This window comes from Pedobacter sp. (assembly GCF_041662865.1).
In the GTDB taxonomy this organism is placed as follows: domain Bacteria; phylum Bacteroidota; class Bacteroidia; order Sphingobacteriales; family Sphingobacteriaceae; genus Pedobacter.
This window is the reverse complement of sequence record NZ_JBAZRL010000016.1, coordinates 41,146-53,692: the sequence shown is the minus strand read 5'-3', so window position 1 is coordinate 53,692 and position 12,547 is coordinate 41,146. Positions and strand designations below refer to the sequence as shown.

Below are 12,547 nucleotides of genomic sequence, written 5' to 3'. Positions count from 1 at the left end.
TGGTTTTGTAACATTGCACTGTTGTTAAATACTGCAGCCTGCCAATCTGTACCTACACCTAATGCAGATGGATTAGGAAACCGAGGAACTGCCACTGGATTTGCTGCCAATTGTGCTTCATTATATAAGGTAGCATATTGAGTTGAATTTAGCAGATCTAACTTTCTAGCTGGTGCCTGGGTACCTACATACCCATTATAGTTTACTCGAACGGATCCGTTTGTTTGACTTCCTTTTTTAGTAGTAATTAAAATTACACCATTGGCCGCTTGTGTACCATAAATTGCAGCAGAAGCATCTTTTAAAACCTCTATCGAAGAAATGTCTGATTGGTTTAAATAGTCAATACCACCAAAAATTACATTTCCATCTACCACATAAAGTGGATCACTTGCGGTAAGGTTAGTTTTACCTCTAATTAATACATTGGCACCCTCACCTGGCTGACCGGAATTAGTTGTAATTGTTATACCTGAAGTGCGACCTTGTAACGACTGTTCAATACGTGTAACTGGCTTGTTTTCTAAGTCTTCTGAGCTAACTCGAGAAATGGATCCTGTAACAACGCTCTTTTTTTGAGTGCCATAACCTATTACAACAACCTCCTCTAATTCACTTTGCGAATCTGTCATTGCAATAGTAATTGGTTGTGAGTTATTTACTACAAACGTTTGCGTAGCCATACCAATTTGAGAAAATTCAAGAATAGAACCTGGTTTAGGAACTTTAATTCTAAATACACCATCTGCGCCAGTGGCCACACCAGTGTTTGTACCCTGAATTTTTACAGACACCCCGGGTAGAGGTAACCCATCACTTTTGGAGGTTACTTTTCCTGACACATCAATTTCCTGTGCTCGGAGGCTCAGCGAAAAAAATAGGGAAAAGATCAAAAGAATGAACGTAGATTTTCCTTTCATAACAAATAATTTAAGTTTATATTTTGGTTAGTTCTATTTGCTGATCTCAGGAGTAATTCCGTTAATTCTAGCAAACGTCTTGTAACAAATATATAGCGTTAATTACCCATTAATGAAAAATCAACCCACAACAATACCCATACAAGAGGGACTTTTTTCTTTAAAATTAATATGAAAACGCATTATTGAACTACAACATTGATAAATTTAGTATCTTGAACAATAATTACCTGTAATTAACCATAACCAAATATTTACGTATTAAGCCTTGATAAGATGAGATATTTTTTTTTGCTCTTTTTGATGGTATTCTTGCCTCAATTTTATTTAAAGGCACAAGATCCAATCGGTTTACCACAGGTTAGTAGTTATACTAGCTTAGAGTATAAAGGTGGAACTCAAAATTGGGGAATCGGTCAAGATCAAAATGGAATTCTATACTTTGCAAATAACGAAGGCCTGTTGACCTATAATGGTGCTTATTGGAAAATCTATCCCACTCCAAATAAAACAATTATCAGATCGGTTAAAATTGATGTTAGTGGTAAGATTTATATTGGAGGCCAAGATGAAATTGGATATTTCTCTCCAAATGAATATGGCATATTAACTTACCATTCTTTAAAGCACTTAATTCCAACTAAAGATAGACAGTTTGCAGATGTATGGGACATTGTGTTTAATGGTAAGGAAATTTATTTCAGAACAGTTAATAAAATAATTCGCTTCGTCAATAATAAAGTTGATGTTTATCCTACCCCAATTGCTTGGGTTTACATGGGAAAAGTGGAGAATAAAGTGTATGCTCAAGAAATTAATATTGGTCTAAAGGTTTTCAATGCTGGCAAATGGGATGTCATTTGTGATGATAAAAGAATTATAAGTGGAAACGTTACTGCAGTTTTACCGTACAATGGAGATACGTTATTAATTACTACATTAAATGATGGTCTTTTTCTCTTGAAAGGTAAAGAATTAATTAATAAAAAAACCGCGGAGGATAAAATTTTTTATAACGATAGGATTAACGGTGCAATCCAAATTAATAAGGATTTATACGCATTAGGAACTACTTCTTCAGGATTACTAATTATTAATCGCAAAGGGGTTTTGGTAAGACAGTTTTCCTACACTGAAGGATTATACAATAGTAATATCAGAAATATATTACTAGATCAACATCAAAATCTATGGCTAGGTCTTGATGATGGTATTTCATTTATTGCTTTTAATAGTGCAATTAAACACATTTATCCCGATAGGAAAAGGCAAGTTTCTAGTTATGCAAGTAGAATTTTTGATAATAAACTTTATGTAGGGACGTCAAATGGTGTTTTTTCTGCTCCATTAAATACTAAACAAGAAGATTTGAGTAATTCTCAGTCTCAATTCTCTGAGGTGATTAACACTAAAGGACAAACTTGGGGATTGGCAGAAATAAATAAACATCTTTTATTAGCAAATGAAGACGGAACTTCAGTAATTGATGGTAATAATGTTAAACAATTATATAAAGGTTTGGGTACTTGGTTGTTTTCTCCAATAGCCAAAGGAAATAATAACGTTATCGCAGGAACTTATACCGGACTTCAATACATTAGTTTTAAGGACAATGAGTTTAGTAATAGAGGAACAATAGCTGCATTAAATGAACCATTAAGGTTTATGGCTGTAGATGAAAAATTAAATTGTATTTGGGCTTCACATCCTTATCGAGGCATTTTTAAAATAGATTTATCGCCTGATAAGCAAAAGATGATTAAAACAACGTTGCTAACACAAAAAGATGGTCTTCCATTTACTTTGTACAATTACATATTTAAGGTAAAAAATCGAATAGTTGCTGCAACAGCAGATGGGATTTATGAATACGATTCTGTCAAGAAAAGATTTAAACCAAGTCAATTTTTTAGACCAATTTTTAAAAAACTTTCTATTCAATATTTAACTGAAGATCCAGACGGAAATATCTGGTTTGTTACCACAAAGAAAGTAGGAGTGGTTGATTTTAATAAAAACCGAAATAGCAACTTTACTATTGTTGAATTTCCTGAATTAACCTCTAAAATTGTTGCAGGGTTTGAGAATATTTACCCTTATAATGATAGAAATATATTTATAGGAGCAAATAAAGGCTTAATCCACATAGACTATAGAAAATATGCCGCCAACATTTTTAAACCAAATGTATTGTTAGGTCAAATTCGTATTGCAGGAAAAACTGATAGCGTTTTTTTTGGTGGATATTTTGGCGGAGAAAGAAAGGCAAAACAAAAATTATCTTTTGAATACAACTCTCTTCATTTCGAATACGCATCGACTTTATTTGAACAAAAAGAGAATATAGAGTTTAGTTATAAACTACAAGGATATGATGATGATTGGTCTGCTTGGAGTAGTAAAAGTGAAAAAGACTATACGAATTTGGCCCATGGTAAATATGTTTTTTTAGTAAAAGCTAGAAATAATTTAGGTAATGAATCTAAATCGATAGGTTATGCATTTACGATCTCACCAGCGTGGTATAGAAGTAACGTTGCCTATGTTTTTTACTTTGTGCTATTTATTTATATGTTGTATTTATTGATTAAAGTTCAAGAAAAAGAACATAAAAAACAGCAAGATAATTTAAGACAAAAACACCAATTAGAGATAGAAAGAAACGAACAGCAAATTACTAAACTTCAAAAGAAACAGCTAGAAGCAGATGTAGAGTTTAAAAATAAAGAATTGGCAACTACTACAATGCACTTGGTTCAACGGGGTAAATTATTATCTAAAATAGGAGATGAGCTTTTGCCATTAGTGCAGCAAACCACAAGCAAAGACACCGCTAATGACTTGAAAAAAGTAATTAGGTTATTAAACGAAGCTAAAAAATTGGATAACGATTGGGAGCAATTCTCCATACATTTTGATCATGTACATGCAAATTTCCTAAGCAATTTAAAGGAAAAATATCCAAATCTTAGTCCTAGTGATTTAAAACTTTGTGCTTATTTAAAACTCAATTTATCTTCAAAAGAAATCTCTCAACTATTAAATATAACACCTAGAGCTGTGGAAGTAAGTAGATATAGATTAAGGAAAAAATTGAATTTAAAGCCAGAAGTAAACCTATTCGACTTCCTTTTAAATACTTCTCCAAAAAACACTTAGCAACACTTATAATAGATTTTTACTTTTTGCTCTTTTGCAGACCAAGCAATGTATATTTTAATGTCTTTACCTAAGCGATAATCGAAACCATTTAATTTACTTGCTTTTAACTCTTCGTAAAAAACTTTATCTGGCGTATTGTTGTCAGGTTTTTCTTGATCAGTTATGGCTGGTATTAAGAAATGCTCTTCCTCAAAAAAGAAGTTAACCTCATCATTTAAAAATTTGATTTTCTCTTCCTCTTTTTTTAAATCAGCGCTAGCTAAATAACTTTTAAGTAATTCTTCAGCTTTAATTTCCTTTTTATAAACCTGCACACCTTTATAGCTTGTAATTGTAAACAACAGGCTCATGTTTTTAGATTCAGTTCCTTTTAAAGAAATTTTAAAAGTATCAAGTTGTACAGTGTCTGTAAATGCTTGCAACGCAGTTTTTTCTACATTTTCAGCTGCTTTTTTCTCATTTTTCGAAGTGCAAGAACTAATTATAAATGCAATAAATAGAATGGATAAAGGAAAGCGTTTCATAGGGATTCATTTACTTTCGAAGATAAAAAAATATCCTATAAAATTATTTTTTGTAAATCTTCTGGCGTATCAATCGCAATAGTCTCAATGGTAGTTATTTTGGTTTTAATCTGATAACCGTTTTCTAGCCAACGCAATTGCTCTAAACTTTCTGCCAATTCTAAAGATGATGGTAATAATTTAGTGATTTTTAACAGTGTTGTCGCTTTATAACCATAAATACCAATGTGTTTATAAAATTGGTGTGTTGTTGCCCATTTTTCTTTTTCCGCATTGCGAATGAAAGGAATAGGATGCCGACTAAAATAAATAGCTTGTTGATTATCGTTAATTACAACTTTTGGAATATTTGGATTGAAAAGTTCAGCATCCTCACTAATTTCTTTAATCAGCGTTGCTAACTCAACGGTTTCATCATTAAAACATAAACTCAACAAAGAAATTTGTGACGGATCTATAAATGGCTCGTCACCTTGAATATTTATTACTACATCAAATCCTGATAGCTTTTGAACAACTTCAGCACAACGGTCTGTTCCACTTTGATGATTAGGACTAGTTAATATGAAATCACCCCCAAATCGTTTAACTTCTGCTACAATCCGTTCATCATCAGTGGCAACTACTACTTTATCTAAATCAGATTTTAAGGCTTGCTCATAAACTCGCTGTATCATGGTTTTTCCACCAATATCAATTAATGGTTTACCCGGAAATCGGGTAGAAGCAAAACGAGCAGGAATAATACCTAGAAATTTCATAATAGCTAATTATAAAATATAATAGATAAAATAGGAATTAAAAGTATTAAGGCTAATACTACATAAGAAATTGGATGAGCAAAATTAAATGTCCAACCTAAACTTTCAACCTGTTTACGAACTATAAATCTAGAGTCGTTTTTATTGAAATAAAATATCCCAAATTTCCAATTCGACGGATCATCATGCGGAAAGTCTTTCATAATATGGATTTAAAACAATCCGTTAATTTCTGCTTCGATAGATTGAATAACAGTTCCTAAATCTTCTGGATTATTAGTGAAATCAAGTTTATCCTTATCTAAAATTAATAACTTACCTAAATCATACCCTTTAATCCAAGCTTCATATTTTTCGTTTAATTTTGATAAATAATCAATACGAATACTAGCCTCATATTCTCTACCACGACGTTGAATATTATTGACCAAAGTTGGTACAGAAGCTCTTAAATACACCAATAAATCTGGTGGTTTAATAAATGATGTAATATTGCTAAAAATAGCCCTATAATTATCATGATCTCTCGAAGTCATTAATCCCATTTCATGCAAATTTTCGGCAAAAATATGGGCATCTTCATATATCGTACGATCTTGAATTACATTGCGTTTATTACTATCTATCTCTACAATTTGTTGAAAACGACTATTTAAAAAATAGATTTGTAAATTAAAGCTCCAACGTTTCATGTCGCTATAAAAATCTTCCAGATAAGGATTGTTATCAACTGCTTCGTACAGAGCTTCCCATCCGTAACTTTTTGAAAGTAAGCTAGTTAAAGTTGTTTTTCCTGCGCCAATATTTCCAACTATTGCTATGTGCATATTTTATTTAGATATGAGATTTAGATGTAAGACAAGAGTTTAAGATTTTTAAATGAAATCTAAACCACTCATTTCAAATCTATCAATTAAAAACTTTTAAACCCAATTAATTCTCTAACTTCTCTGATAGTTTTTTGTGCGCTTTCTCTTGCTTTTAAAGCACCATGTTTTGCTACCTGGCGAAGATAAGAGGTGTCTGCAGCAATTTCATTAATACGTTCACGCATTGGTGTCGTTGTAATAATCATATCCTCAGCTAATTGCTTTTTGAAATCTCCATAACGAATAGCCATTTTATTGTATTGATCTTCAAAATGAGCTAAAGTATCTTCAGAAGAAACAATTTTCATCAAATCAAATAAATTCTGAATAGCTTCTGGTTTTTCTTGAAACTCTGCGGTTGGACCACTATCCGTAACTGCTCTTGAAACTTTTTTACGAATAATTTCAGGGCTGTCTGATAAATACACTGCATTTCCTTCGCCTTCTGATTTACCCATTTTTCCCTTTCCATCTAAGCCAGGAACTTTTACAAGATTTTTAGAGTAACTAAATGCATAAGGTTCAGGGAAATAATCTTGATTATATAATCTATTAAATCGATTGCCGAATGTACGAGCCATTTCTAAATGCTGCTCTTGGTCTTTACCTACTGGGACTTTTGTAGCTCTATGTATTAAAATATCAGCCGCCATTAAAACTGGATAAGTTAATAACCCTGCATTCACATTATCTGGATTCCCACGAACTTTATCTTTAAAAGATGTACTTCTTTCTAATTCACCCATGTAGGCATTCATATTTAAATACAAATACAATTCTGCAATTTCTGGCACATCAGATTGGATATAAATAGTTGTTTCTTCTGGATCTATCCCACAAGCCAAATATTCTACCAAAACATGTTTCACATTTCCATGTAAATCTGCCGGAGTAGGGTGTGTAGTTAATGAATGCAAATCGGCAATAAAAAAGTAGCAATTGTACTCGTGTTGCATTTGTACAAAGTTTTTTACCGCACCGTAATAATTTCCTATATGTAATTTTCCTGTAGAACGTATTCCGCTTACAACCGTTTCTTTGATCATGCCCCGAAATTAATAAAAAACATAAGAACGGAATTTAAATATTTGACTTTATTGTAATTTTGGTAAAATAATATCATTTAAGACGTTGATTTATAAAATGTTACATAATCATTGACCGTCGCCTGACCGTCCATTCATCGTCGGTTGACCGTCCAAAAGCCTATTTCGACGGTCAACCGACGGTATACCGAGCCTATACCGACGGTCAACTGCCTATTTTTAATTCTTAAATTGAGAAATAGATTGCTGTAATTTGTATTTTTGATTTCGATGATTAAACTATTCCGAAAAATACATTACATATACTCTGTATTTAGCATTGTTTTTTTCTTTATTCTTTTCCGACCACTTTATTATCTAGGTACGCGTAATCCTAAATATTATTTATTTTTAAATAAAATTAGAACATTTCACTCTTTTATTTGCACTGCTGTAACCGGTACTTTTTTTAATTTTGAGTTTGAAAAAGAATTAGATAGCAAACAAACGTACATTTATTGTGCAAATCATACTTCTAACTTAGATATTGTTATTTTTTGCGTGTTAGCCAGAGGACGATATCATTTTATGGGCAAAGAAGAATTATTGAAAAATCCTGTATTGGGTATGTTTTTTAAAACAATAGATATACCTGTTTCCAGAGAAAGTAAAATTTCTGCTTTTAGAGCATTTAAAAGAGCTAGTGAAAATTTAGAAAAGGGGATGAGCTTAATTATTTTTCCAGAAGGAAGAATTGATGAGGCATATCCACCAGTTTTACAAGAATTTAAAAATGGCCCTTTTAGGTTAGCCATTGAAAAAAATATACCAATTGTACCCGTAAGCATTATAAATATATGGAAATTGATGTGGGATGATGGAATGAAATATGGTACCAGACCAGGTATTGGAGATATTTATGTACATGAACCCATTTTAACCAGTATATTGGGCATAGAAAACGCTGATGTTTTAAAGGATGAGGTTTTTAAAAAGATTAATAGTAAATTATAATACACATGAAAATAGATAAGCAAACTGTTCATAAAGTTGCTGATTTAGCTAGAATTGCTATAAAAGATAACGAGGTTGATACATTAACCGTAGAAATGAATAAGATACTTACTTTTATGGAAAAGCTTAACGAGTTAGATACTACTGGCGTAAAACCATTGGTATATATGAATGAAGAAGTTAATGTTTGGCGAGAAGATAATGTAAAGCAAGAAATTAGCGTAGCTGATGGATTAAAAAATGCAGCTATACACAATGAAAGTTTCTTCCTAGTGCCGAAAATAATAGAAAAGTAAATCCAACTGTAACATTGCCTAGGCAAAGCTGGTCTAAAAAGAAAAAACAATGAAGAACACACTCATTACCATAAAGGATATAGGTCGTAAATACGTTATCGGTTCAGAAGTTATTCACGCATTAAAGTCTGTTACATTAACCATTGAAAAAGGAGAATTTGTTGCTTTAATGGGCCCTTCAGGTTCTGGTAAATCTACTTTGATGAATATTTTGGGGTGTTTAGATACACCAAGCAAAGGCGATTATATTTTAAACGGGATTAATGTTAGTCATATGACTGATAATGAGTTAGCCGAAGTTCGTAACAAAGAGATTGGTTTCGTTTTTCAAACGTTTAACTTATTACCTCGTTCTACATCTTTAGATAATGTTGCTTTACCATTAATCTACGCAGGTGCAAGTAAAAAAGAACGTGATGAACGTGCTACAAAAGCATTAGAAAATGTAGGCTTAGGTAATCGTGTAACGCACAAGCCAAATGAGCTTTCTGGTGGTCAACGTCAACGTGTAGCTGTTGCAAGAGCATTAATTAACAATCCTTCAATTATATTGGCCGATGAGCCGACAGGTAACTTAGATACCAAAACCTCAATTGAAATTATGGGCTTGCTAGAAGAGATTCATAGTAAAGGTAATACCATCATTTTGGTTACACACGAGGAAGATATCGCACAACATGCACATCGAATTGTGCGTATGCGTGACGGTTTGATTGAGAAAGATTACTTAAATGAAGATATCAAAACAGTTTCACCTCGCTTAACTAATTTAGAAGAAAAAGGTGATGATTTTGAGAAAATAAACTAACTTCTTGTTCCCCTAAAAGGAATCAGGTATCAACTATTAAATTTCCCCTTTAGGGTATGAAAATTTACACTAAAACTGGCGATAAAGGTCAAACTTCATTAATTGGTGGTACTAGAGTACCTAAATATCATGTGCGTATTGAAAGTTATGGTACTGTTGATGAATTAAATTCGTACATCGGTTTAATTATGTGTCAGGATATTGACAACCATCATCAGCAAATATTAAAAGAGATTCAAGATAGGTTATTCACAATTGGTTCATCGTTGGCATCAGATCCTGAACGATCAAAAATGAAAATTCCTGATTTACTTGAAAGTGATATCACACTTTTAGAAAATGAAATGGATACCATGAATGAAGTCTTACCTGAATTGAAACATTTTATCTTGCCAGGAGGAAATACAATTGTATCTTATTGTCATTTAGCACGTTGTGTATGTCGTAGAGCCGAAAGATTAACTGTGCATTTAGCAGCAGAAAGTTTTGTTGACAACAATATTACAATCTATTTGAATAGATTAAGTGATTATTTATTTGTTTTGGCACGTAAACTGAGCGCTGATACTAAAACAGCAGAAAACATCTGGATACCACGAATTTAAATGGTGGAAAAAAATATTTGTTTTGCTCATTTTTTTTAACATACTTTTGCGCTTTCAGAATTAAGAATAAATTAATATTAAGAATATGTATTGGACATTAGAACTCGCATCGCACTTGGAAGACGCTCCATGGCCTGCAACAAAAGACGAATTAATAGATTACGGTATTCGTTCTGGTGCACCTGTTGAGGTGATTGAAAATTTACAAGCCTTAGAAGATGATGGTGAGCCCTACGAAACTATAGAGGAAATCTGGCCTGATTATCCTACAAAAGATGACTTCTTCTTTAATGAAGATGAATATTAAATGATTAAAAGTCTCAAAGAAATTTGGGACTTTTTTATTTTTCAGAACAATTTGGAGTAATTGGTTGTTAATGTTTAAAATCAAATAAAAAGGTATTAAACTTAAAAACAACTAAAAACTAAATCTCATGGGAAATCTACTTTATGTAATTGCAGTAATTTTGGTAATCATCTGGGCAATCAGCTTCATTGGAGGTTACTATACGGGTGGTATCATTCACATTCTATTAGTAATAGCAATCATAGCTATTATTTTAAGAGTAATTAGAGGCGCCGCCTAAAATAAATTGCTATAGTAATGTCGAATTAGCTTTAACAAGGTTTAACCTTGTTAAAGCTTTTTATTTTAGCAAGAAATTTGCTAATTCTAAATCTTCTGGATAAGTAATTTTCAGGTTATTTCTTTCGCCTTCAATCAAATTTATTTTAAAACCAGCCTTTTCAACTACACTAGCATCATCAGTAAACTTTGCTTTATAATGTTGCTGGTATCCCTTTCTGAGTTGACTAATCTCAAATGTTTGCGGCGTTTGTATTAATACAAGTTCATCTCTGTTAATGATCTTGCTTTCCTCGCTGTTTTCTTTCACTCTTCTTACCGAATCGCTTGGCTTAATGCAAGTGATTGCATTTCCCATATCTTCAGCAATTTCATAGGCTTTAGCAATAAGTTTCGAGCTAACCAAAGGTCTAACAGCGTCATGTACGGCTACAATTCCTTCGCCTTTAATCGTCATTAAACCATTTCTCACAGAATGAAATCTTTGTTCCCCACCTCTAATTAATACGTGAGGAATATCGAAATTATATTTTAAGCAAAGCTCTTCCCAATATTGATGAAGGTCGGGATGTAAAACAAGAATAATTTCGGGTTTGAAAGAAGAAGTATAAAAAGCCGATAATGTGTGCATGAGCACGGGCTTATTTTTTAGCAATAAAAACTGTTTAGCAATTGTGTTCTGCATTCTTTTACCAGAACCTCCACCAACAATTATTGCATAGTATTTCATTTTCAGTAGGTAGGTATTAATATAAAGTATTTAGACAAATTTATCTAAATACTTTATATTAAGTGCAAATAGCTATATAATTAGCATTGCATCGCCATAGCTATAAAAGCGATACTTCTCTTTTAACGCTACTTGGTAGGCATTCATTACATTTTCGTAACCTCCAAAAGCACTTACCATCATTAACAAAGTAGATTCTGGTGTGTGGAAATTAGTGATCATGCAGTTTGCAATACTAAAATCATAAGGAGGGAAAATAAATTTACTTGTCCAATCGTTAGCAGGCTTTAATTTTCTTCCAGATGAAACTGCAGATTCTATAGCACGCATTGATGTGGTACCAACTGCGCAAATTCTTCTTTTTTCTTCTAAAGCTTTGTTTACAGTATCAACCGCAGGTTGCTCAATAATAAACTGCTCCGAATCCATTTTATGTTTAGTCAAATCTTCAACCTCAACAGGTCTAAAAGTTCCTAAACCAACGTGTAAAGTAACTTCTGCAAATTCTACACCTTTTAATTCTAAGCGTTTCATTAACTCTCTGCTAAAGTGTAAACCAGCGGTTGGAGCTGCAACAGCACCTTCGTTTTTAGCATAAATTGTTTGATAACGCTCTTTATCTTGAGCAGTAGCTTTACGTTTGATGTATTTTGGAAGTGGTGTTTCTCCTAAAATTTCAACATTTTTTCTGAATTCTTCGTCAGTACCGTCAAATAAGAAACGAATAGTACGACCACGTGACGTTGTATTATCCACAACTTCAGCAACTAATAAATCGTCATCGCCGAAATATAATTTATTTCCAACACGGATTTTACGAGCTGGGTCTACTAAAACATCCCATAAACGTAATTCTTTATTTAATTCGCGTAATAAAAATACTTCGATAGTAGCACCAGTTTTTTCTTTATTGCCGTATAAACGAGCAGGGAAAACTTTTGTGTTGTTAAGGATCATTACATCCTTGTCATCAAAATAGCCTAAAACATCTTTAAAAATTTTATGCTCAATCTTGCCGCTATCTTTGTGCAAAACCATTAAACGGGCTTCGTCTCTATTTTCTGCAGGATTGTTAGCTAGGAGCGATTCAGGTAAATTAAACTTAAATTGAGATAACTTCATGTTTTTTTGATGTAGTAAATTAGGGCGCAAATTTACAAATTATAATTCTGTTTTTTACAATTAATAATTATGAGTGATCGATGCAAAATTATTTTTAATGTATTTTTTATATTATAGTTGAGTAA

At 32.4% G+C, this 12,547-nt stretch carries 15 protein-coding genes; 7 read left to right on the top strand and 8 right to left on the bottom strand.

What is annotated here, in order from left to right:
- The coding region (locus tag WC622_RS07720) for a TonB-dependent receptor plug domain-containing protein (RefSeq protein ID WP_372818853.1) at positions 1-920 on the bottom strand (920 nt) is incomplete at its 3' end.
- A gap of 276 nt (positions 921-1,196) precedes the next feature.
- Here WC622_RS07720 and WC622_RS07715 point away from each other — a divergent pair.
- The gene (locus tag WC622_RS07715; RefSeq protein ID WP_372818851.1) at positions 1,197-4,079 is read left to right on the top strand and encodes a triple tyrosine motif-containing protein; all 2,883 of its coding nucleotides are present in this window, start codon (positions 1,197-1,199) and stop codon (positions 4,077-4,079) included.
- Here WC622_RS07715 and WC622_RS07710 read toward each other — a convergent pair.
- From WC622_RS07710 to trpS, 5 genes are all read right to left on the bottom strand, one after another.
- On the bottom strand, positions 4,076-4,606 hold the full coding sequence (locus WC622_RS07710; RefSeq protein WP_372818850.1) for a hypothetical protein: 531 nt from the start codon (positions 4,604-4,606) through the stop codon (positions 4,076-4,078). The genes WC622_RS07715 and WC622_RS07710 overlap by 4 nt on opposite strands.
- Positions 4,607-4,641: 35 nt before the next feature.
- On the bottom strand, positions 4,642-5,367 hold the full coding sequence (gene kdsB, locus WC622_RS07705; RefSeq protein ID WP_372818849.1) for a 3-deoxy-manno-octulosonate cytidylyltransferase: 726 nt from the start codon (positions 5,365-5,367) through the stop codon (positions 4,642-4,644).
- Between the two features lie 5 nt (positions 5,368-5,372).
- Positions 5,373-5,570: a DUF5808 domain-containing protein gene (locus WC622_RS07700; protein ID WP_372818847.1), complete on the bottom strand. Its 198-nt coding sequence runs from the start codon at positions 5,568-5,570 to the stop codon at positions 5,373-5,375.
- 9 nt (positions 5,571-5,579) lie between these two features.
- Positions 5,580-6,194 (bottom strand): deoxynucleoside kinase, encoded by a 615-nt coding sequence (locus WC622_RS07695; protein WP_372818845.1) that lies wholly within the window; start codon positions 6,192-6,194, stop codon positions 5,580-5,582.
- Positions 6,195-6,280: 86 nt separating this feature from the next.
- Positions 6,281-7,282: a tryptophan--tRNA ligase gene (gene trpS, locus WC622_RS07690; protein ID WP_372818843.1), complete on the bottom strand. Its 1,002-nt coding sequence runs from the start codon at positions 7,280-7,282 to the stop codon at positions 6,281-6,283.
- A 270-nt stretch (positions 7,283-7,552) separates the two neighbouring features.
- On the opposite strand from trpS, the gene WC622_RS07685 reads away from it, so the two are divergent.
- The 6 genes from WC622_RS07685 to WC622_RS07660 all read left to right on the top strand — a co-directional run bounded on the left by WC622_RS07685 (position 7,553) and on the right by WC622_RS07660 (position 10,571).
- Positions 7,553-8,275, top strand: a complete 723-nt coding sequence (locus WC622_RS07685) for a lysophospholipid acyltransferase family protein (RefSeq protein WP_372818841.1) — start codon at positions 7,553-7,555, stop codon at positions 8,273-8,275.
- Between the two features lie 5 nt (positions 8,276-8,280).
- Positions 8,281-8,571 carry an Asp-tRNA(Asn)/Glu-tRNA(Gln) amidotransferase subunit GatC gene (gene gatC, locus WC622_RS07680; RefSeq protein ID WP_372818839.1) on the top strand — a complete coding sequence of 97 codons (291 nt, stop codon included), beginning with the start codon at positions 8,281-8,283 and terminating at the stop codon, positions 8,569-8,571.
- Positions 8,572-8,620: 49 nt separating this feature from the next.
- Complete coding sequence (locus WC622_RS07675) at positions 8,621-9,379, top strand: ABC transporter ATP-binding protein (RefSeq protein WP_372818837.1); 759 nt, start codon at positions 8,621-8,623, stop codon at positions 9,377-9,379.
- Between the two features lie 56 nt (positions 9,380-9,435).
- Positions 9,436-9,984 (top strand): cob(I)yrinic acid a,c-diamide adenosyltransferase, encoded by a 549-nt coding sequence (locus tag WC622_RS07670; RefSeq protein ID WP_372818835.1) that lies wholly within the window; start codon positions 9,436-9,438, stop codon positions 9,982-9,984.
- 85 nt (positions 9,985-10,069) lie between these two features.
- Positions 10,070-10,291 carry a DUF2795 domain-containing protein gene (locus WC622_RS07665; protein ID WP_008240955.1) on the top strand — a complete coding sequence of 74 codons (222 nt, stop codon included), beginning with the start codon at positions 10,070-10,072 and terminating at the stop codon, positions 10,289-10,291.
- Between the two features lie 127 nt (positions 10,292-10,418).
- On the top strand, positions 10,419-10,571 hold the full coding sequence (locus tag WC622_RS07660; RefSeq protein ID WP_372818832.1) for a lmo0937 family membrane protein: 153 nt from the start codon (positions 10,419-10,421) through the stop codon (positions 10,569-10,571).
- Between the two features lie 60 nt (positions 10,572-10,631).
- On the opposite strand, the gene WC622_RS07655 is transcribed toward WC622_RS07660, so the two are convergent.
- Both WC622_RS07655 and queA read right to left on the bottom strand, forming a co-directional pair.
- A complete protein-coding gene (locus WC622_RS07655) occupies positions 10,632-11,300 on the bottom strand; it encodes a 2-C-methyl-D-erythritol 4-phosphate cytidylyltransferase (protein WP_372818830.1) in 669 nt (222 codons plus the stop codon).
- 72 nt (positions 11,301-11,372) lie between these two features.
- Positions 11,373-12,422 (bottom strand): tRNA preQ1(34) S-adenosylmethionine ribosyltransferase-isomerase QueA, encoded by a 1,050-nt coding sequence (gene queA, locus WC622_RS07650; RefSeq protein WP_182921668.1) that lies wholly within the window; start codon positions 12,420-12,422, stop codon positions 11,373-11,375.
- Between the last annotated feature and the right edge of the window lie 125 nt (positions 12,423-12,547).